At 46.7% G+C, this 18,953-nt stretch carries 24 protein-coding genes; 16 read left to right on the forward strand and 8 right to left on the reverse strand.

Features of this window, described 5'->3' with window-relative positions; translation table 11 throughout:
• Positions 1-94: 94 nt before the first annotated feature.
• Positions 95-235, forward strand: coding sequence for a hypothetical protein (locus IQ263_RS05390; protein ID WP_194066520.1), 141 nt, complete (start codon positions 95-97; stop codon positions 233-235).
• A gap of 182 nt (positions 236-417) precedes the next feature.
• Here the strand turns inward: IQ263_RS05390 and IQ263_RS05395 are convergent, their stop codons facing one another.
• Entirely contained in the window at positions 418-3,198 is a 2,781-nt protein-coding gene (locus IQ263_RS05395) for a phycobilisome rod-core linker polypeptide (RefSeq protein WP_194066521.1), read from the reverse strand.
• A gap of 180 nt (positions 3,199-3,378) precedes the next feature.
• Between IQ263_RS05395 and IQ263_RS05400 the strand changes: the two genes are divergently transcribed.
• Both IQ263_RS05400 and IQ263_RS05405 read left to right on the forward strand, forming a co-directional pair.
• Entirely contained in the window at positions 3,379-3,603 is a 225-nt protein-coding gene (locus tag IQ263_RS05400; RefSeq protein WP_194066522.1) for a hypothetical protein, read from the forward strand.
• A gap of 228 nt (positions 3,604-3,831) precedes the next feature.
• Positions 3,832-5,019, forward strand: a complete 1,188-nt coding sequence (locus tag IQ263_RS05405) for a class I SAM-dependent methyltransferase (protein WP_194066523.1) — start codon at positions 3,832-3,834, stop codon at positions 5,017-5,019.
• Between the two features lie 207 nt (positions 5,020-5,226).
• Here IQ263_RS05405 and IQ263_RS05410 read toward each other — a convergent pair whose 3' ends face one another.
• Positions 5,227-5,403, reverse strand: coding sequence for a hypothetical protein (locus IQ263_RS05410; RefSeq protein WP_194066524.1), 177 nt, complete (start codon positions 5,401-5,403; stop codon positions 5,227-5,229).
• Between the two features lie 89 nt (positions 5,404-5,492).
• On the opposite strand from IQ263_RS05410, the gene IQ263_RS05415 reads away from it, so the two are divergent.
• Entirely contained in the window at positions 5,493-5,738 is a 246-nt protein-coding gene (locus IQ263_RS05415; protein WP_194066525.1) for a hypothetical protein, read from the forward strand.
• Positions 5,739-6,074: 336 nt separating this feature from the next.
• Here IQ263_RS05415 and IQ263_RS05420 read toward each other — a convergent pair whose 3' ends face one another.
• Positions 6,075-7,124, reverse strand: coding sequence for a restriction endonuclease (locus IQ263_RS05420; protein ID WP_194066526.1), 1,050 nt, complete (start codon positions 7,122-7,124; stop codon positions 6,075-6,077).
• A gap of 459 nt (positions 7,125-7,583) precedes the next feature.
• Here IQ263_RS05420 and IQ263_RS05425 point away from each other — a divergent pair, with 459 nt between their 5' ends.
• Both IQ263_RS05425 and IQ263_RS05430 read left to right on the forward strand, forming a co-directional pair.
• Positions 7,584-7,787: a type II toxin-antitoxin system HicB family antitoxin gene (locus IQ263_RS05425; protein WP_194066527.1), complete on the forward strand. Its 204-nt coding sequence runs from the start codon at positions 7,584-7,586 to the stop codon at positions 7,785-7,787.
• A complete protein-coding gene (locus IQ263_RS05430) occupies positions 7,784-8,002 on the forward strand; it encodes a type II toxin-antitoxin system HicA family toxin (RefSeq protein WP_194066528.1) in 219 nt (72 codons plus the stop codon). The genes IQ263_RS05425 and IQ263_RS05430 overlap by 4 nt, the downstream gene beginning before the upstream one ends.
• A 105-nt stretch (positions 8,003-8,107) precedes the next feature.
• Here IQ263_RS05430 and moaA read toward each other — a convergent pair whose 3' ends face one another.
• Entirely contained in the window at positions 8,108-9,097 is a 990-nt protein-coding gene (moaA, locus tag IQ263_RS05435) for a GTP 3',8-cyclase MoaA (RefSeq protein WP_194066529.1), read from the reverse strand.
• Positions 9,098-9,467: 370 nt separating this feature from the next.
• On the opposite strand from moaA, the gene IQ263_RS05440 reads away from it, so the two are divergent.
• The 9 genes from IQ263_RS05440 to IQ263_RS05480 all read left to right on the forward strand — a co-directional run bounded on the left by IQ263_RS05440 (position 9,468) and on the right by IQ263_RS05480 (position 16,778).
• Positions 9,468-9,917: a nitrate reductase associated protein gene (locus IQ263_RS05440; RefSeq protein ID WP_194066530.1), complete on the forward strand. Its 450-nt coding sequence runs from the start codon at positions 9,468-9,470 to the stop codon at positions 9,915-9,917.
• Positions 9,918-10,374: 457 nt separating this feature from the next.
• Positions 10,375-10,806 carry an ATP synthase subunit I gene (locus tag IQ263_RS05445; RefSeq protein WP_442922495.1) on the forward strand — a complete coding sequence of 144 codons (432 nt, stop codon included), beginning with the start codon at positions 10,375-10,377 and terminating at the stop codon, positions 10,804-10,806.
• A 27-nt stretch (positions 10,807-10,833) separates the two neighbouring features.
• Positions 10,834-11,589, forward strand: a complete 756-nt coding sequence (gene atpB / locus IQ263_RS05450) for a F0F1 ATP synthase subunit A (protein WP_194009252.1) — start codon at positions 10,834-10,836, stop codon at positions 11,587-11,589.
• 140 nt (positions 11,590-11,729) lie between these two features.
• Positions 11,730-11,975: an ATP synthase F0 subunit C gene (gene atpE, locus IQ263_RS05455; protein WP_194009253.1), complete on the forward strand. Its 246-nt coding sequence runs from the start codon at positions 11,730-11,732 to the stop codon at positions 11,973-11,975.
• A gap of 27 nt (positions 11,976-12,002) precedes the next feature.
• Complete coding sequence (locus IQ263_RS05460) at positions 12,003-12,470, forward strand: F0F1 ATP synthase subunit B' (RefSeq protein WP_228042322.1); 468 nt, start codon at positions 12,003-12,005, stop codon at positions 12,468-12,470.
• A 101-nt stretch (positions 12,471-12,571) separates the two neighbouring features.
• A complete protein-coding gene (locus tag IQ263_RS05465; protein ID WP_194066531.1) occupies positions 12,572-13,099 on the forward strand; it encodes a F0F1 ATP synthase subunit B in 528 nt (175 codons plus the stop codon).
• Between the two features lie 3 nt (positions 13,100-13,102).
• A complete protein-coding gene (gene atpH, locus IQ263_RS05470; protein WP_194066532.1) occupies positions 13,103-13,648 on the forward strand; it encodes an ATP synthase F1 subunit delta in 546 nt (181 codons plus the stop codon).
• Between the two features lie 309 nt (positions 13,649-13,957).
• A complete protein-coding gene (atpA, locus tag IQ263_RS05475; RefSeq protein ID WP_194066533.1) occupies positions 13,958-15,475 on the forward strand; it encodes a F0F1 ATP synthase subunit alpha in 1,518 nt (505 codons plus the stop codon).
• Between the two features lie 352 nt (positions 15,476-15,827).
• A complete protein-coding gene (locus IQ263_RS05480) occupies positions 15,828-16,778 on the forward strand; it encodes a F0F1 ATP synthase subunit gamma (RefSeq protein WP_194066534.1) in 951 nt (316 codons plus the stop codon).
• 161 nt (positions 16,779-16,939) lie between these two features.
• Here the strand turns inward: IQ263_RS05480 and IQ263_RS05485 are convergent, their stop codons facing one another.
• The 4 genes from IQ263_RS05485 to IQ263_RS05500 all read right to left on the reverse strand — a co-directional run bounded on the left by IQ263_RS05485 (position 16,940) and on the right by IQ263_RS05500 (position 18,032).
• Positions 16,940-17,167 (reverse strand): DUF2442 domain-containing protein, encoded by a 228-nt coding sequence (locus IQ263_RS05485; protein ID WP_339384757.1) that lies wholly within the window; start codon positions 17,165-17,167, stop codon positions 16,940-16,942.
• Between the two features lie 113 nt (positions 17,168-17,280).
• On the reverse strand, positions 17,281-17,493 hold the full coding sequence (locus tag IQ263_RS05490; protein WP_106149042.1) for a helix-turn-helix domain-containing protein: 213 nt from the start codon (positions 17,491-17,493) through the stop codon (positions 17,281-17,283).
• A gap of 56 nt (positions 17,494-17,549) precedes the next feature.
• Complete coding sequence (locus IQ263_RS05495; RefSeq protein WP_106333817.1) at positions 17,550-17,762, reverse strand: helix-turn-helix domain-containing protein; 213 nt, start codon at positions 17,760-17,762, stop codon at positions 17,550-17,552.
• 57 nt (positions 17,763-17,819) lie between these two features.
• A complete protein-coding gene (locus IQ263_RS05500) occupies positions 17,820-18,032 on the reverse strand; it encodes a helix-turn-helix domain-containing protein (RefSeq protein ID WP_106149040.1) in 213 nt (70 codons plus the stop codon).
• A 253-nt stretch (positions 18,033-18,285) separates the two neighbouring features.
• Between IQ263_RS05500 and IQ263_RS05505 the strand changes: the two genes are divergently transcribed.
• Positions 18,286-18,729 carry a hypothetical protein gene (locus IQ263_RS05505; protein ID WP_194066535.1) on the forward strand — a complete coding sequence of 148 codons (444 nt, stop codon included), beginning with the start codon at positions 18,286-18,288 and terminating at the stop codon, positions 18,727-18,729.
• The last annotated feature ends 224 nt before the right edge of the window (positions 18,730-18,953 follow it).

An 18,953-nucleotide genomic window follows, 5' to 3' on the forward strand; every position in this document is an offset into this window, starting at 1 on the left:
GGCTAAGACTTCATCCATAGCACATCTTTATAAAAATGGTATAATATCAAATCCTCTCTTCATCGGAATAGTAAATTAACAGTTAACATCATGTATGAGTGCAACCGGAATTGATCTAACTCTCATCCTCAAACCCTCACCCACCGTCAACAATCGCATTTGGCTGGCGTTCAGAAAATCAGAAAAACAACAGCCAAAAATAAAACGGATGCTCGAATTGTACCAACTTCAATAAATTAATTCGCGATCGCGCTTCCCTCTCCTCCCTCTCTTCCCTCACTCAGCGCCCTCTGCGCCCTCTGCGGTTAAAAAACTCCAAATTATACAACAAAAAAAGGGCTAGCAATTAGGCCAGCCCCTCAACTAATTGGAGACATTAAATTACAACTAATTTAAGATCTCAAATCTCAAAACAATCTAACTTCTGTCGATCGCTGCTACCGGCTCAAAACTCGGAACCACAACATCAGCATTCTGCTTAGTCAACTGGTTGTAAAGCCTTTCAGTATTCGGGAAATTAGCAGCAGGGAGAGTCGGGAAGCGGCGGTAAGGAACAGTATCCTCGCCAAACGCTTCAGCATATTCAACGCTGTTCAACATCGCGTTGATAAAGCCCTTAATCCCTTGGCTTGCCAAGATTTGGTTGTACGTCCGAATCTCCGCTTGATTGCGAGGAGCGCGGCCCAAGAAGTGCTTCGTTCCCAACTCAATCACCTTAGTATTGGGATAAGGTGCGTAGAACTGTTTCACGTACAGCGACGAGCAACCCAAAGCCTCAATAAACTCTTTGAGATTGATTTCATTGTTGCCCAGTTTGCTTTCCAGCGCCGTGAATTCATTCTTCACAACATACGGATGGATGTCGCGCTCAAAAACTTGACGGTAAGCAGCTTGAATTAAAGTTTTCAAAGCTACTTTGTCCGAAGTAGTCGTCAGCTTGAACACCTTAGTTTGTTCGCGCCGCTTGCTGACACCTTGAGCAATCCGATTTTGCAACTCGACATCGCCCGGAGAGCCGGCAGTACCAAGTTCAACAAACCTAGGTGTTTCTGTCGCCGTCTCAAGGTTGACCTTTTTCTCACCAAAGGAGCCTGTACGCATCGTCCGCATCGACAAACCAGCCGGAGTCACGTAGCGCTCGTAGGGGACTGTATCTTCCCCGAAAGCTTCGTTGTACTCCATGCTGTCCATGATGCCATCGACGAGCGCGTAGAAACCCTTCTTGGCGCAAATGTCAAAGTAAGCGTTCATTTCCTGGCGGCCGTAGGTAGGGCGTCCCAGGAGTCGGCGGTGGATGTACTCGATCGCCTTACAAACGTACAGCTTGCTCCAGTACATATTGCGGAACACATCAGACTTCGCCAACATCCGAATAAACTCGCGCATCGGAATGTCGCCGTTTTCCAGCTTAATTTCCGCCACCTTTTGGCGCTGGCCGTCGAACACATCGCGGCCGAACACTTGCAGGTAAGCAGCCCGAATCACCGCTTGGGTGGAGCTTTCGGTATATTTGACACTGGAAGCACTGCTGTAGCCGCTAGAGACACCGCGAGTTGATTTTTTCGGAGATGTGTAACCACCGGGGAGCTGGTCTAATTTAAAGACCTTGGGGCCGAGAGAGCCGGGAGCCTTACCTCTGGCATCCGGGTTGCTCAATTGGTTTTCAATACCAGCACCTTGACGGATCAGGATGCGTCGGGTGTCTTTGCCGAAGGGAGCCGGACGGCTCTTGGGGTTGCGAGTTTCTTTCGGGAAAATCGCGCCGAACTGAATTTCTAAGGGGTCATTACCAACACCGTAAACGTGCTGGTCTGGTAGCGGCTGGGTGTAGCCGGCAAACAAGGTGATGAACTGAGGAACTTTGCGGAACGGAGCGCTGAAATTGAACAGATCAATTTGTGGGCCCCAGTTGCGGCATTCCTGAGCTTCTTGGCCCAAACCGCGCAGGTAAGGAACTGTTTCTTCGCCGAAGTAGTCGGAATATTCCTGGGAATAAACCATTGCGTCTACGAGGCCTGCGAGGCCGCTTTTGGTGACGATCGCAAAATACTTGCTAAATTCCTCCCGCGAGCTCAAACCGCGGCCGAGGAAGTGGCGGGCCGCCAGTTCTACAGCGCGACTGTTGACAAAGGGCTCGTAGAATTGCTGGCGGTACAGAGGAGATGTACCCAAACGGCGGATAAACTCTTTCATCGAGATTTCGCCGTTTTTGACCTTAGATTCCAGGTCAGAAATGCTTTGGCTGTAAGCGCGGGTAATGTCGCGCTCGAATACTTGGCGGTAAGCTGCTTTGACTACTTCTTGCTTTTCGCCCGACGACAGACCGGTTTTCATCGCGAATTTCGAGCGTCGTTCCGATGCGTTGAAGTAGATTTGAGGCAGTTGCAGGCCTTGCTGATCCTTGGTTTCGCGCTGGCGCACCTTGTCTGAAGGTGTCGGAGCTTTGAATTCGGTAATTGCTACGTCGAAATACTGTGCGACGATCGTGCGTCCGGCCTCATCATTCTTGAAATAACCCAAGGATGCAGCCTTCATTTCCTGCATTGCCACAATTGTAGCCGCGGAAGAGCAAGCATTTTCGATAATTTCCCGCAATCCGCGCACGTTCACCGAAATAATATTCGGGTCGCCAGCGACGATCGCGTAGGTGATGTAGCGCAAAAACCAGCTCAAATCCCGCAGAGATTTGGTCATGTTGCTCGGGCCGTAGCGCGAGACATTAATCGGCCCAAACCCAGCAGGAACTGGGCCGCCACCGCCACCGTTGCTCGAAAACAGATTTCCCAAACCCAACAATCCGCCACCTGAACCAGAGCCGTTGCCGCCGCCACCCGCGCGACCTTCAACGTAGGTAACAGTTCCCAGTTTCATGCCTTCAGAGACATTAACCGAGCCGCCACGAGCCGCACCAGCCATTGCCATCACAGGTTCTGCCGGTCTTTCCAAAAATGCCAGCGGGGAACCGCCGACAAAAATTCGGTTGGCGGCCCGAGACACTATCAGTTCTGAGTTTCTCGTCAGCGTCTCAGAAATTGCGATTCTCATCGCACCGGAACTGAAATAAGTTGCCAGTTCGCTAAGTTCGCCCCGCTGTAGGAAGCGGTCTTGCTGTTCTGCTTGCGAAATCGTTGCGACCGGTACAGTTTGATATAGTTGCGGACGCGCAACTGAGCTTCCACCACTTGCTTTTACAGTCATTAGACTCCTTCGCTCCCTATCTAAATCGTTGCAGCATTTACCCAGACTAACCTTGCCTTCTGATGCAAGTACAACTAGGTATTTTGCTTTGTTTACTTTTTGCCTTGACCTGTCACGAGGTTGGGGCGCTTACTTTCTTAGATTAAAATGTTTTGGTTTCATCTTTCGTCCTGCCGGGAAATGTCCGACCCGAAGACAGGCACGCGGCACTTCCTCCGCCCTTGCTTGGCCCTAGACCCCCGGCAAAAATTATTTGCAGGAAAGCTCGCGAGCGGGCGATCGCAGCAACTGCCGTTTATTCAGGAACAAGAAAATCCAAAATTTTCTTCTGCCTTTTGCTGGGCCTTTTACTTTTTGCCGAAAGACGCCTCCGCTTTACCCGAAAGCTCAGCATTGGGTGATTGACAGTCCTCGTTTGTTAAAAAGCCTGTCGAGACTTATTGTATAGATTCACGAGAGCTTATATGAGAAAAAATGATAAGTTTTATTACGCGCCAACTGTCAGTCGATTTAAAATTTGAGATTTTTGATTTGAGATTGACTCGCGCGAAACAATAACAGTTTACCACGTAGCGCCCTTCTGTCGGAGCTCGGGACAATCTCAAAACTCACGCACTAACCCCTCACCCACCTATGGATACTACGCCCGATATCAGCGCTGCCGTGCGGCGGCTTTACGATACTTTCCCTTTTCCTCCCGATCCTTTGTCCGACGAACCGCCCCCAGGGTATAACTGGCGCTGGAGTTGGCCTGATGCTTACAATTTTTGCACTGGCCAAAAGCCGCCAAAACTCGATATTCGGATTTTAGATGCGGGCTGCGGCACTGGTTCGAGTACGGATTATCTGATTCACCTCAACCCGGAAGCGTCCGTAACGGCGATCGACCTTAGTTCCGGTGCCTTGAAGGTAGCACAAGAACGCTGCAGGCGATCGGGGGCGCGAGAAGCCGATTTTCGCCACCTCAGCATCTACGATGCGGCCGAGTTAGAGGGCGAGTTCGATCTGATCAACTGCGTCGGCGTGCTGCACCACTTACCCGATCCGATCCGGGGCATTCAAGCGCTGGCGGCGAAGTTGGCGGAGGGCGGTTTGATGCACATTTTTGTGTATGCTGAGCTCGGCCGCTGGGAGATTCAACTGATGCAAAGGGCGATCGGACTTCTCCAAGGCAGCCAAAAAGGCGACTATGCTGATGGTGTGAAAGTCGGCCGTCAAATCTTTGCTTCTTTACCAGAAAACAACCGTCTTGTCAAGTACGAAAAACAGCGTTGGGCAGGAGAAAATCAGCGAGACGAATGTTTTGCTGATATGTACGTTCACCCGCAGGAAATTGACTACAACATCGAGACTTTGTTCGAGTTAATTGACGCTTCGGGATTGGAATTTCTCGGTTTCTCAAATCCGGGATATTGGCAATTAGAACGACTGTTAGGGAAAGCACCGGAATTGATAGAAAGAGCTCAGGGTTTGACGGAACGAGAGCTTTATCGATTAATTGAATTGTTGGATACGGAAATCACTCATTACGAGTTTTTCTTGGGCAAAAAGCCTGTTAATAAAATTGATTGGTCGGACGACAAGGCACTTTTGGCTGCAATTCCAGAGTTGAGTGTTTGTATCCACGGTTGGCCTAGTCAACAAGTGTTTGATTGCAATTATCAATTGATGGATTTGTCAAGTGCTGAGTTTGAGTTTCTGCAAGGTTGCAATACCAGAACTGTGGGGGAGATTTTGGCGGATGTGGACATGGGATTGGATGAAGTGCGATCGATCTTATCAAAACAGCTAATTTTGCTAACACCGTGCGATCGGATATAACAATCGACAACAGGGGAATTGAGGACACGGCAATGCCGTTTCCCTACCCCAAAATAATCGATCGATCCCCCTCGCAACAGATATAACCATCGCCAGATTAACTGTAGGGAAACGGCACTGCCGTCTCCTGATTGTGGGTAACTTCCCGTAAAATCCAAAATCCCAAATGGATTGACACAGGCCCCCCTCTGCGGCTACGCTTTGAAGTTAGAGGTTGCTTTGCTTGTAGAGGAAGTAGCCCGCGTCCCCTCCGCTTCGCTCCGCCCAAAAATCTAGTTGCACTCCCTCCGCTTCGCTGCGCCCAAAGCTGCTGGTAACAGCAATGGACAGCATAACCGCCAAACTGATCACAGCAGTCTGGAGGCTAACGGAGTATGATAACACTCTCTGTAGCCGCCCTGCTATGTCTTGAAAAGCGGGGCGGCTGGGTTTTTGGGTTTTTTTAGAAAACCCAAAACCAGGAGAACATAATTATGTCACAGGAATTCTTGCCTGACGACAACAAATTTGCACGGCCAAATGACGACTCAGCAGCAGAATCGGAACAGGATGTGGTTTGTGTAACGGTGACAGGTTCGCAATCGGGTGTCAGGGAAACCATACTCACCTTGTACCGCCTGGGATTTGCCCAAGTTGGCGATTGGAGTCCCCTACAACGTGCAGCCAATCCGAAGCAAGTGATGAGTGTGCTGATTCGCCGTCGGAAGCGCAAAGCGTAGGTGTTTGCTCGTTCCCAGGCTAGAGCCTGGGAACCAGTTAAGAAGACCAACAAATCTCAGGCACGTTACTTTACTAAATCAGGATAAGAGCATATCCTAATTTAGAGGCTGAAACATCTATAAAAAAAGCTAGGCGGGGAAACTCTAATTTCCCATTCTTTATAGGAACTAGGCAGAGTTGTAAGAGTTGGAGTATGAGTGGGCTGGCAAGCTAACGGCAAAACGCAGCGGCGGCAGATAACCTTGAACTAAGCACCAGCATTTTTCGTCCGTCCGCTCCCGTGACGTGTTAGGCAATACATAAGGCACAATGAGGAAGAAGCATTACGCAAATCATTACACATAGTCGTTAATCCATGACTGTAAAGCCAAGCCATCTCTTAAATGCAAGCGTAGAAAGTTGTCTGGTCTTTTTTTCTCCTTTACTACTCCTGCTGTGAATTTACCTGAAGTTGCAACGAGCAACATAGGAAAATTTTGGTTTGCGTACAAAGCACTTCTAACATCGCTCACTCCTACAACAGGGCGATGTTTAACTTCAACTGCTAATAATACAGTTTCGCCTGGAATTAATTCTCCACGCGCTATAATGTCTCGCCCTCCATCTCCTGACGGTGGCGTAAGTTTCACCTCAAGACCTCTTGATCTGAGTAGCTCAGCGACCAACTCTTCTAGTTGTCTCCATGTCAAGTCTTGCAAAGTCTTATAGCCTTGCGAAAGCGCCATTACAATATCTCGTGTAGCGTCTGCGATCTGAATAGATGGTGTTGTAGAAGGTGAATGCCAAAGGTTTGGAAGTAATAACACGGAAGGGTATGAATCTCCTTGCAGCGCTGTACGACAGCAAGCAACAATTTCACGTAACGAGACTTTCAGGGAGGCTCCTTGAAGAGTAGAGCGAAACTGAAGCGAATTTTCTGCTAAATCTAAAGCTACACCTTGATACCAAATCCCAGAAGAAAGTTGACGGCAGTGTAAACCGAGCATAACTTCAAAAGATTCATGGTTAGGTAAGCGAAAAGATGCATCAACTTCTGATATCCATCCATGTTTTTTCATGCCTTTATTAAAGGCTGATGCAAGTTGTTCAGCTTGTGCTCTCTCAATGCGAATTTCATCAAAACCCAAGGGAATAAGCAAATGAGGATTACTGTATAGGTACTTAAAAAATATTGCAGAAGGATCTATGTGTCCTGAGCGTTCAAGACCATGCCGAAACTGTTCAGGGGAAATATTTGAAAAAACTGACGCAACAAATTCGTTAGCTGACAATTGACCTGAATTTTTACGAATACCTAAATGCAGGGCGCGTACCCAAGCGGTTTTGTCTTCGTAATCGTCGAGGAAAGCCTCAAACGCATCAACTTCATCAGGTTGAACAATCATTAGATTTATTACGAAAGTGCATTTTCAGACTACTATGCCTAACTTATAATTATAGCGCAGTTGCAGTACAATTGTGACGCAAAAAAGCTAGACGGCCACCGCTCCAATCCGATCGCTCCGACCGTGGCAACCTTGCCAGACGTTAGACCCACGCTAGACCCGCAAACTTTGCCTGTGATGCAACTCTGCCAGCCTTGCCACTGCCACAGGTGGAATCATCCCAAAACCCGCTAGACCCCGCCAGATGGTGCATTTTGTAGCCTTGCTTGTGGTGTCGGGGCGATCGCCCCGTGTCGATCGGACTGCCGCCAATTTTGGAGTCTTATTGGTGGAAAACCCTACTAACTTCCGCAGACATCAAAGCCTGCCTTGCTTTTGCCGCAGACCGCGAGAAAAAGAAGTTTTCCTGTATTTATTAATAATCGTTATAATATCCTTAACAAAGGACTAAATAAATGTATGAAAATTAGAGCAATCATCCATCCTGCAGAAGAAGGTGGCTATTGGGCTGAAGTACCTGCACTTCCTGGGTGCATTACCGAAGGAGATACTATGGAAGAAGTGATGGCTAATTTAAAAGATGCGATGGTCGGTTGGCTCGATGTTGCTAATAGTTGTGAAGCAATTGCCTCCACAGATAAAATTGTTGAAATTGCTGTATGAAATCTATTTCAGGGAAGCGACTGGGCAAAATACTAGAGCATAAAGGTTGGGTTTTGAGAAGAATTACTGGCAGTCATCATATCTATGAAAACCCCGAAATAGACCAAATTTTGTCAATTCCCGTTCACCGGAATCAAGATTTGAAAGTTGGAACCTTAAAAGCCTTAATGAAAATAGCCCAGCTATCTGAGGAAGATTTACAAAGTTTGTCTTAAGCCGAAATTAGGAGACGGCAGTGCCGTGTCCCTACCGAAAATAATACTGTAGGGACACGGCACTGCCGTCTCCTCTATATCATTCCGGTGTTACCGGAATTGATACTACCCGCCGATTTGAGACATGGTGCGGCTGTAATTTCCTTGAGTAGTTCCCGAATCCCGCTGCTTGAAATTAATCTCCGGTTTAATCTCTAATATGTGCCGCACTCGATCGCGCAATTCAACCGTAGACACCCCATTCCGCAGAGCAGTTTTTAAGTCAATTTGCCCCGTTTCGTTCAGCAGACAAGGCCGCAGCCACCCGTCAGCAGACAAACGCATCCGGTTGCACCGATCGCAAAAACACTCCGACATCTGGCTGATAAATCCTAAAGTGCCCTTCGCCCCCGGAATTTGAAACACATCCGCCGGCCCGTTACCGCGAATTCCCGACTCGGCTAACCCGTATTTATCGCTAATTTGTTGCCGCAATTCTGCCGAAGCTACCCAACCTTTATCGCCAAATAAGTCGCCATTGCCGATCGGCATAAACTCAATAAATCTAACGTGCCAATTCCGGTTAATAGTTAACTCTGCCAAATCCAATATTTCCCCGTCATTCACACCGGGAATTACCACAACATTCAGTTTCAGCGGGTCAAATCCAGCTTGATAAGCCGCTTGAATTCCTTCCCAAACTTGCATCCAGCGCGATCGTCCCCGACTGCCAATTATCTTATCGAAAGTCTCCGGTTCCAAGGAATCCAAACTAATATTAATCCGCCGCAAACCTGCACTGTAGAGATTTTCGGCCATTCCCGCAAGCAAAAATCCGTTGGTTGTCATGGATAAATCTCGCGTTTCGGGCATCGAGGCGATCGACCTCACCAAATCCACCACCCCAGGGCGCAGCAGCGGTTCCCCACCAGTCAGCCGAAACTTAGTAAATCCTACAGGTATAAAAACTTCGCGCAGCAGAGTTAGCAATTCCGAGTGAGTTAACAACTGCTGCTGCAACACGTAGTCCAACTCGCTACCTTCCGGCATACAGTAGAGACAGCGGAAATTGCAGCGGTCTATCAAACTAATCCGAAGGTAGTCTACGGGATTCATGTCAATACTATGTAATATTACTTAATTATAAATCCTGACTCGATTTTCTGCAATTATTAATTGAAAGCAAGAAACCTGCATCGATTTCTCTCTATTACTCTCTCCTCAGCGCCCTCAGCGCCCTCTGCGGTAAATAAAAAAAATCTCAATCACAAATCCAACAAACTTCCTACTCAACTTCTTCTCTCTCTTACTCTCTTCTCAGCGCCCTCTGCGCCCTCTGCGGTAAATAAAAAAAAATCTCAATCACAAATCCAACAAACTTCCTACTCAACTTCTTCTCTCTCTTACTCTCTCCTCAGCGCCCTCAGCGCCCTCTGCGGTAAATCAAAAAAATCTCAATCACAAATCCAACAAACTCCCTAAATATATGTTCTTTGAATTTGAAGCTGACTTTGTAGAAGCCCTGCGCTGCGTTCCGATGCAGGTACGACTGAAATTAGATACTTGCGGGATTAAATTAAAGTTACAAGATTGGAATCACTTCAACCAAGCAGAACGTCAAATGCTTGTCGAGTTACCTTGTTTGACTGAATCAGAAATTAGCGATTACCGAGAACAGTTAAACCAAGTATTAATCAAACAGACTGGTCAACCGGGTACTGATTTGGCGGTTGATGAGAATCCCCCCTGGATGGATGCTGCAACTATACCGGAGTCTGTTTCTGCAAAAGCTCAAGAGTTGGATATTGTGATTAGTTTGGCAGAGTGGGCGAGTTTGCAGCCTCTGCAGCGGTTTGCTTTGATTAAGCTTAGTCGATCGAGCCACGAGAATAAAAATTTCATCCCGGCGCTGCAAGAGTTTAAGGTGATTGAATGAGTTGGAGTTTTAATTAACCGCAGAAATTTACCGACCAGACGCCTGTTCTACAGAGGAGCGAGATCGGAGACTGTTCCGCATTATATTAAAAGATTATATATATTGAGAAATACATCAAAAAAAAATATAATTGCAGCATAAGAACAGTGATTGTGGTAAGGGCGATCGATCTGTGATACAACGGCTGCCTGCTACGAGCGTAAAACGTTTATGGTATGCACGCTTGCCTCGCCACAGTACCTCGGCTCTACTCTTCTCTGACGCCGATCAAAAAATTCATTTTTTTTTAAGTTATGTTACCTGCACGTGGTATTATTCGATCTGAAGTGTACGAGCTGTAGCTTTTGTCACACTTATCGCTACAAGACGGTTTCAACCGAATTAATTGTAGTGGGAGTCAACTAACACCGACTGCTTTAAAAGTCAAGTAACCTTGTCAGATAAATCTCTCGCATCCATCGCTGAAACGGAGGACATCTCTCATACGGGATCGCCCGAACCGGAGTCCACCGACGCTATGCAAGATTTCTACAAGCTTCAACAACAGTTGTTTGTAGTCACGCTTGCTTTCACGGGAATAGTTTTTGTCTCGGTGTGGATTTTGTATTCGCTCAACATTGCCCTAAATTATGTGATTGGGGCGATCGCCGGTGTGGTTTACTTGAGAATGTTGGCTAAAGACGTTGAGCGCATCGGCCAGCAAAAGACGAGTCTGAGTAAAAATAGGTTAGCTGTCTTTATTGGGTTGATTATAGTAGCAACTCAGTGGAATCAGTTACAGATTTTGCCCATATTTTTGGGATTTCTGACGTATAAGGGCGCGATCGTCTTTTATGTGGTGCAAAACCTATTTGTTCCCGACCCGGAGAACGGGTCAGGCAGTCGGTGAATCCTCCACTGTGTGAACTTCTTGTGAATGGAAATGCTAAATGTCTTAAATGCTTTTAATGCTTTTCCCCTCGCTGAGTTGGAAGTAGGTAAGCATTTCTACTGGCACATAGGTAGTCTCAAAGTTCACGGTCAGGTATTCATTACCTCCTGGATTGTGATTGCTATCCTCCTGATAGCTGCCTTCGCGGGAACTCGCAATATGCAGAGAATTCCGCGCGGAATGCAAAATTTTATGGAGTATGCCTTAGAATTTCTTCGAGACTTGGCTAGAAATCAACTCGGCGAGAAAGAGTACCGTCCGTGGCTGCCGTTTATTGGCACTTTGTTCCTGTTTATTTTTGTATCCAATTGGTCGGGGGCTTTGCTTCCTTGGAAGCTAATTACGTTACCAGAAGGCGAGCTAGCTGCTCCGACTAACGATATCAACACGACGGTGGCACTTGCTTTGCTGACTTCTCTGGCATATTTTTATGCGGGCTTCAGTAAGCGGGGTTTGGGTTACTTTAGTAAGTACATCGAACCAACCCCAATTTTGTTACCGATCGCGATTTTGGAAGATTTCACCAAGCCTCTTTCTCTGAGCTTCCGTTTATTTGGTAACATTTTAGCGGATGAATTAGTGGTGGCGGTTCTGGTGGTATTAGTTCCGCTGTTCGTACCTCTGCCCGTAATGATGTTGGGTCTGTTTACCAGTGCGATTCAAGCTTTGGTATTTGCCACCTTGGCAGGAGCTTACATTCACGAAGCATTGGAAGGACACGGCGACGAACAGCACGATTAACACTCCTCAAGTGGGTAAAGGTTAATAGGGAACAGTCTGCAGTTTCATGTCCGATGACTGATGACTGATGGCTGATTACTAATGACCGATCGCCCAAAATCTGTATTTCATTCTGTACACTAAGGTTAAGGAAATTTATCATGGATCCGACAATTGCCGCAGCTTCAGTTATCGCCGCCAGTCTAGCTATTGGTTTAGGTACGATCGGCCCTGGTATCGGTCAAGGTAATGCCGCCGCTCAAGCAGTAGAAGGTATTGCTCGTCAGCCGGAAGCAGAAGGCAAAATTCGCGGTACTCTCCTGCTCAGCTTAGCATTTATGGAATCCTTGACTATCTACGGTCTGGTTATTGCATTGGTGCTGTTGTTTGCTAATCCCTTCGCTTAATACTGAAGGACTGCCAAAAGGGGGCGGATGTGTTTCCGCCCCAAAAACAAGGAGGAACTAAAAGTGTTTGATTTTGATGCAACTTTGCCTTTGATGGCGTTGCAGTTCCTAGTTTTGACGGTAGTTCTGAATGCGATTTTCTATAAGCCGATGTCTAAGATGCTCGACGATAGGGACGAATACATTCGTACCACTAAACTGTCAGCTCAGGAACGGTTGGCGAAAGCCGAGAAATTAGCGAAGGAATACGAACAAAAACTGGGAGAAACTCGCAAACAGTCTCAAGCCGTAATTGCTACGGCTCAAGCGGATGCCAGAAAAATCGCGTCGGCCAAAGTAGCTGAGGCTCAAAAAGAAGCTCAAGTTTCGCGAGAAAAGGCAAGCCAAGAGATAGAGCAGCAAAAACAAGAGGCTATGCGCTCGCTAGAAAAAGAAGTAGATGCCCTGAGCCGACAAATTCTTGAGAAGCTATTAGGCAAAGCATTGGTCAAATAGCTCGATCGAACAGTTTTAGATTTTGGGTAAATTAGAAAATCTAAAATCTAAAATCTAAAATCGGTTCATCAAACCTGCACGCGCAATTATGGAAGAGAATCATGGGGACTGTTTTATTGCTAGCCACAGAAGCTAGCGGGGAAGGTGGTTTCGGTTTAAATTTTGATATTTTAGAAGCCAACCTGATTAACCTGATCATTCTTGTTGGATTGCTTTTTTACTTCGGGCGCGGCTTTTTAGGAAATATCCTCAGCGAAAGACGCTCCGCTATCGAAGAGGCAATTAAAGAAGCAGAAACTCGCCAAAAAGAGGCCGCAGCAGCTCTCGCAGAACAGCAGCAACAATTGACTGAGGCTCAAGCAGAAGCAGAACGGATTCGAGCCGCTGCACAAGAAAATGCGATCGCAGCCAAAGAAGCAATTTTAGCTCAAGGGGCGCAGGACGTTGAACGCATGAAAGCAACAGCAGGTCAAGAGTTGGAAGCAGAGCAAGAAAGAGCGATCGCCCAACTCAGAGCAAGAGTGGCTTTAATGGCACTAGAAAGGGTGGAAAGCCAGTTAAAAACTAGCTTGGATGACAGCGCTCAACACCAATTAATCGATCGCAGCATTGCGTTACTGGGAGGCTAAAACGTGAGTAAAGTCAGCACAGAAGTCTTGCAGCCTTACGCATCTGCCTTGATGTCACTGGCTCAGTCGAGCAATCTTGCAGAAAAGTTCGGCGAAGACGTTCGTTCTTTGCTCGGCCTGCTAGAAGGTTCGGAGGATTTGCGTCAATTTTTAGGCAATCCGCTGATTAAACCGGATGATAAAAAAGCCGTAATTGGGCAAATAGCGGGTGAAGAAATGAACCCCTTGATGCACAACTTCCTGAAGCTATTAGTAGACAAAGGAAGAATTGTTTTTTTAGAAGGAATTGGTCAACAATACTTGGCAAAGCTCCGAGAGCTCAACCAAACAGTATTGGCTGAAGTTACATCTGCAGTCCCGCTTTCAGATGCTCAAATGCAGACTGTTCGCGAGAAAGTGCAGGCGATGAGCAGCGCTCAAAGCGTAGAAATTGTAACCAAAATAGACGCAGATTTAATCGGCGGTGTGGTAATCAAAGTAGGCTCTCAAGTAATTGATGCCAGCCTGCGGGGACAATTGCGCCGTCTGGGAATTCGCTTGAATTCTTAATTGAAGGAAGAAGGAAGAAGGAAGAAGGAAGAAGGAAGAAGGAAGCATCAAAGAGGAAGCAGGAATAAGTGAATTTATGTTTTCAAGTTGTTAGTCCCAAATTCTTACTACCAAATCTCAATTCTTTCTTGAAGAAGGGATAAGGAAGAAGGAAGAAGGAAGCCGGTATTCGGGAAGCATCAAACAGGAAGCAGGAATAAATGAATTTATGTTTTCGAGTTGCTAGTCCCAAATTCTTACTACCAAATCTCAATTCTTTCTTGCCGAAAACATCGATCGAAAACTGACAACTGACACATAATAATTAACATGGCAGCAATCAGACCTGACGAAATTAGCAGCATTATTCGCCAGCAAATTGAACAGTACGACCAAGATGTAAAAGTCTCTAACGTCGGTACTGTTTTGCAAGTAGGCGACGGCATTGCCCGGATTTATGGCTTGGATAAAGCTATGTCCGGCGAATTGCTAGAATTTGCCGACGGCACCGTGGGCATCGCACTGAACCTCGAACAAGATAACGTCGGTGCAGTGTTGATGGGCCAAGGCCTAGGCATTCAAGAAGGTTCGGTAGTTACTGCTACTGGCAGAATTGCTGAAGTCCCCGTTGGTGAAGCAATGTTGGGACGGGTAGTTGATGCTTTGGCGCGTCCGATTGACGGCAAGGGCGAAATTAAAACTACTGAGTCTCGGTTGATTGAATCTCCGGCACCAGGGATTGTTTCTCGCCGTTCTGTTTACGAACCGATGCAAACAGGAATTACCGCTATTGATGCGATGATTCCTGTGGGAAGAGGACAGCGGGAACTGATTATTGGCGACCGTCAAACCGGTAAAACTGCGATCGCAATTGACACAATCATCAACCAAAAATCGGAAGATGTAATTTGCGTCTACGTGGCGATCGGTCAAAAAGCTTCTACAGTAGCTAACATCGTCAACGTCCTGCAAGAAAAGGGCGCGATGGACTACACAATCGTCGTAGCAGCCAACGCTAGCGACCCCGCAACCCTGCAATATTTGGCGCCCTACACTGGTGCTAGCTTAGCCGAGTATTTCATGTACAAAGGCAAGCACACTTTGGTCATTTACGATGACCTTTCCAAGCAAGCACAGGCCTACCGCCAAATGTCCTTGTTGCTGCGCCGTCCTCCCGGTCGCGAAGCTTATCCCGGAGACGTGTTTTACCTGCACTCTCGCTTGCTAGAACGCGCTGCTAAATTGAGCGACGATTTGGGCGAAGGCAGCATGACTGCTTTGCCAATTATCGAAACCCAAGCTGGTGACGTTTCTGCTTACATTCCGACGAACGTAATTTCGATTACCGACGGTCAAATCTTCCTTTCTTCTGACTTGTTTAACTCTGGTTTGCGTCCAGCAGTAAACCCCGGTATTTCGGTATCGCGGGTAGGTTCTGCGGCTCAAACTAAGGCAATGAAAAAAGTAGCCGGTAAGGTGAAATTGGAATTGGCGCAGTTTGAAGAACTGGCAGCATTTTCTCAGTTTGCTTCTGACTTGGATAAAGCTACTCAAAATCAATTGGCGCGGGGTCAACGCTTGCGGGAACTGTTGAAACAGGACCAAAGTTCGCCCCTGCCGATGAACGAACAAGTGGCTATAATCTATGCCGGTATTAACGGCTACATGGATGATATCGCTGTGGAAAAAGTCACGAAGTTTACTGTTGGTTTGCGCGATTATTTACGGACTAGCAAGCCGAAGTACGGCGAAATCGTTCAAGGCGGAAAGGCCTTGACTGATGAAGCTGAGAAGCTGCTGAAAGAAGGCATCGCAGAATACAAGCAAAGTTTCTTAGTGTCTGCGTAATTAGTCATCAGTCATCAGTCATCAGTCATTGGTCATTCGTTAAGTCGCAAATCCCCCCTAGTTTCCCTTAAGAAGGGGAGAACTGGAAGCAGTCAAAGTTCTCTTTGTTTAAGCAGGGAACTGGAAGCAGCCAAAGTTCTCTGAAAAATGGGAAATGGAAACACTCAAAGTCCCCCTTAAAAAGGGGGATTTAGGGGGATCGAGACTTGGCTGCAACCCTGATTTAGACTGTGTTTTAGCGTGATAGCTGACACAAATTGGTAATGCCGTGTCCCTACCGCAGCTAAACTTAAAAACTGATGGCTGCGAACTAATAACTCGGAAATAAAGGCTAAGAAAAAAGGAGAAAGTTATGGCAAATCTCAAAACTATTCGCGATCGCATTAAATCGGTCAAGAACACTAAAAAGATTACAGAAGCAATGCGTTTGGTGGCTGCTGCTAAGGTGCGCCGCGCTCAAGAACAGGTGACTGCTACTCGGCCTTTTGCCGATCGCCTCGCAGAGGTATTGTACGGTTTGGCGGAACGCTTGCAGTTTGAAAGCCAGGATTTACCGCTGCTGAAAAAACGCGAAGTCAGAACAGTTGGACTTTTGGTAGTTTCGGGCGATCGGGGTTTGTGCGGTGGCTACAACAGCAACATCATCAGATACGCCGAAAATCGCGCTAAGGAAATCAAAGCTGAAGGCTTAGACTACAAATACGTGTTGGTAGGACGCAAAGCTACTCAGTATTTCCAGCGCCGCGAACAGCCGATCGATGCTACTTACACTAACTTAGAACAAATTCCGACAGCACCGGAAGCAGCGCTAATTGCTGATCAATTGCTGTCTCTGTTCCTGTCGGGAACTGTGGACAGAGTTGAACTAATTTACACCAAGTTTGTGTCGCTAATTAGTTCGCGTCCGGTAATCCAAACCTTGTTACCCCTCGATCCCCAAGGTTTGGAAAGTTCCGATGATGAAATCTTCCGCTTGACAACGAAAGGCGGACAGTTTCAAGTATCGCGGGAGAAGGTTGCTGCACCTACAAAGAGTTTGCCGGCCGACATGATTTTCGAGCAAGATCCGGCACAAATTCTGGAGGCACTTTTGCCTTTGTATTTGAACAACCAATTGCTGCGGGCTTTGCAAGAATCTGCAGCTAGCGAGTTGGCTGCGCGGATGACGGCGATGAATAATGCTAGTGAGAATGCTAGCGATTTGATCCGTAGTTTGACGCTGACTTATAACAAGGCGCGGCAGGCGGCAATTACCCAGGAAATCCTGGAAGTTTCCGGCGGTGCTGAGGCGTTGAACGGCTAAGTTAGGGTTGACAATTTGTTGATTTTATTCTATGCGTCTGGGGGAACTCAGGCGCTTTTTTTTGGAGTGATACTTTCTATAACTAGGCGGTTGAAACCGCTTCTTGTCAAACGAAGTCCACTCCTAGCGGACTAAGAAGGAGATTGAAGGCGGATTTGGTATTAGAGTATTTTTGCGCGTTCTTCTAACCACCGCTGAAATGACTTCTGACTTTCTCCAGATGGTTTACCGAGAATAATATTTTTGATGCTAATGTCTTCGTCAATATCAGGCCAGTGGATTCCATCATTTCCACCAATAAATAGCCAATTATTGCGATCGTTTGGTGTGCTGTGCCATAGCCGAGGATACCAAGCTAAAGGTACAGAAATAGTACGACCATGATAGATCTACTGTTAGCGCGTCGTCTGTAACCACTACGTTTTGTGCTTGGGGGATTTGTAGCAATTCAACCATTACTGATGTCAAAAGCTTACTTCTCTATATTAGCTTGGGCGATCGCTCACTCCTGCACAATTTCCACCAAGTCTTCAATCATTACATCAAAGGTGCGAGCCAATTTGTGTATAGAAATAAAGTCAATGGTTGACACTCCCGGACAGCGGGCGTAGTGTCTGACGGTGCTGTAAATTACTCCCGATCGCTCTGAAACCTCTTTTAGCGTCCAACCTTTCTCAGCGGCGAATTCTCTAACTTTTAGTCTGACTAAACCCATACTTGACGAATGATGGTGTACCATCATAAGATATTTTTATTCCAAAAGGCGATCGGCTAATCTTCGACAATCTCATACAAATCTTCGACCATCACGTCAAAAGTCCTCGCCAACTTGTCCAAGGCTGTCACGTCAATTGTTGCTAATCCGGGCGATCGGGCATAGGTTCTGAGCGTACTGTAGACTACGCCCGATCGCTCTGAAACCTCTTTGATCGTCCAGCCTTTCTCAGCAGCAAACTCTCGAACCCGTAATCTAATTAAGCCCATAAGCTCTTCAGGTGTGACTAATATCAGTCATGAAATTATACTACAAAAGGCGATCGCCTACTCTTTGACGACCTCAACCAAATCTTCCACCATCACATCAAAAGTACGTGCCAACTTGAGCAGACAAGTAAAATCAACCATCGCCATTCCCGGAGAACGTGAATAGGTGCTGAGGGTGCTGTAGTTGACTCCCGATCGGTCAGAAACCTCTTTGATCGTCCAGCCTTTCTCACCAGCAAATTCTCTAACCCGCAATCTAATTAAGCCCATAAGCTCTTGACAGATGATTGATATAGGTCGTAAGATTATAATGTAAAAAGCGATCGCCCCCAGGCCTGGAAAACTCAAGGACGATCGCCTGTCAAAGTTCAAATCCCTAAGCAGGAGACTCATCAACCACATTCCCTAAACAAGAAACTTATCAACTAAATTCCCAAATCAAGAGACATATCAGTCAAGAGATACACATCAATCAAGAGAGACATTAACTCAAGAGAGACATCAAGCGAAGGAGATTTCTATAATGTTAGCAAGCTTTTCGAGAAAATCAACCCCCAGACACAGATTGAGCCGGTTTGTCACCAAAGAGGCGATCGCGCGGCTGCTGAAAATCAAGGTAGAACAAATATATCGCTTCGAGTGCTGGGCGCATATCCTGTACGTACACGCCCAAGGGATGAGTCGGTTTGTGAGTTATGCCGACTTTCCGCCAGTGGTGGGAGTGGAATCGCCCTCTGGTTTAGATTTTGGTTATTGGAAGCGCCGGATAGCGAGTCAGAAAGAGAGACACGCGCCGGATTTTTGGGTGGATTTCTATGCGGAGAAATTTCACAAAGCTGTTTGTGTTTCTGAATTGTTGGAGTGGGGGGAAATGGTGGGGGTGATTAAATTGATGTTAAGTGCGATCGCCCTGGAATCGCTGCGAAAGGTTTATGCACAAGAGAAATCTCTGCTGCAACATTTTTAAATTATGACTAAAACACGGGTGATTAGAAACCGGGTTTTTTTGCGAAAATACGGTATCCAAGCCTTTAACTAAGTGAAAAACCCGGTTTCTTTGCTGTGCGTAACTCTCATAAATCCGATCTCTGCCACAAATATTCAAAAATTGGTTCAAGCTCGACTGCAACAGTTATAATTTCTCCATGCGTTTCCCTCTCTATCCCTTGTTAAGCCCATGAGTAACCTTTC

The sequence above is a fragment of the Tychonema sp. LEGE 06208 genome (genome assembly GCF_015207505.1).
In the GTDB taxonomy this organism is placed as follows: domain Bacteria; phylum Cyanobacteriota; class Cyanobacteriia; order Cyanobacteriales; family Microcoleaceae; genus Microcoleus.

Excerpts from the sequence above, each read along its gene's own strand:
- IQ263_RS05400 (WP_194066522.1), top strand. The coding sequence starts at position 3,379 with ATGTCCGACCCGAAGACAGGCACGCGGCACTTCCTCCGCCCTTGCTTG.
- IQ263_RS05465 (WP_194066531.1), top strand. The coding sequence starts at position 12,572 with ATGGGGACTGTTTTATTGCTAGCCACAGAAGCTAGCGGGGAAGGTGGT.
- IQ263_RS05490 (WP_106149042.1), bottom strand. The coding sequence starts at position 17,493 with ATGGGTTTAGTCAGACTAAAAGTTAGAGAATTCGCCGCTGAGAAAGGT.
- IQ263_RS05390 (WP_194066520.1), top strand. The coding sequence starts at position 95 with ATGAGTGCAACCGGAATTGATCTAACTCTCATCCTCAAACCCTCACCC.
- IQ263_RS05440 (WP_194066530.1), top strand. The coding sequence starts at position 9,468 with ATGTTCTTTGAATTTGAAGCTGACTTTGTAGAAGCCCTGCGCTGCGTT.
- IQ263_RS05480 (WP_194066534.1), top strand. The coding sequence starts at position 15,828 with ATGGCAAATCTCAAAACTATTCGCGATCGCATTAAATCGGTCAAGAAC.
- atpB (WP_194009252.1), top strand. The coding sequence starts at position 10,834 with ATGGAAATGCTAAATGTCTTAAATGCTTTTAATGCTTTTCCCCTCGCT.
- IQ263_RS05495 (WP_106333817.1), bottom strand. The coding sequence starts at position 17,762 with ATGGGCTTAATTAGATTACGGGTTCGAGAGTTTGCTGCTGAGAAAGGC.
- moaA (WP_194066529.1), bottom strand. The coding sequence starts at position 9,097 with ATGAATCCCGTAGACTACCTTCGGATTAGTTTGATAGACCGCTGCAAT.
- IQ263_RS05505 (WP_194066535.1), top strand. The coding sequence starts at position 18,286 with ATGTTAGCAAGCTTTTCGAGAAAATCAACCCCCAGACACAGATTGAGC.
- IQ263_RS05405 (WP_194066523.1), top strand. The coding sequence starts at position 3,832 with ATGGATACTACGCCCGATATCAGCGCTGCCGTGCGGCGGCTTTACGAT.
- IQ263_RS05430 (WP_194066528.1), top strand. The coding sequence starts at position 7,784 with ATGAAATCTATTTCAGGGAAGCGACTGGGCAAAATACTAGAGCATAAA.
- IQ263_RS05395 (WP_194066521.1), bottom strand. The coding sequence starts at position 3,198 with ATGACTGTAAAAGCAAGTGGTGGAAGCTCAGTTGCGCGTCCGCAACTA.
- IQ263_RS05420 (WP_194066526.1), bottom strand. The coding sequence starts at position 7,124 with ATGATTGTTCAACCTGATGAAGTTGATGCGTTTGAGGCTTTCCTCGAC.
- IQ263_RS05415 (WP_194066525.1), top strand. The coding sequence starts at position 5,493 with ATGTCACAGGAATTCTTGCCTGACGACAACAAATTTGCACGGCCAAAT.
- atpE (WP_194009253.1), top strand. The coding sequence starts at position 11,730 with ATGGATCCGACAATTGCCGCAGCTTCAGTTATCGCCGCCAGTCTAGCT.
- IQ263_RS05460 (WP_228042322.1), top strand. The coding sequence starts at position 12,003 with ATGTGTTTCCGCCCCAAAAACAAGGAGGAACTAAAAGTGTTTGATTTT.
- atpA (WP_194066533.1), top strand. The coding sequence starts at position 13,958 with ATGGCAGCAATCAGACCTGACGAAATTAGCAGCATTATTCGCCAGCAA.
- IQ263_RS05500 (WP_106149040.1), bottom strand. The coding sequence starts at position 18,032 with ATGGGCTTAATTAGATTGCGGGTTAGAGAATTTGCTGGTGAGAAAGGC.
- IQ263_RS05425 (WP_194066527.1), top strand. The coding sequence starts at position 7,584 with ATGAAAATTAGAGCAATCATCCATCCTGCAGAAGAAGGTGGCTATTGG.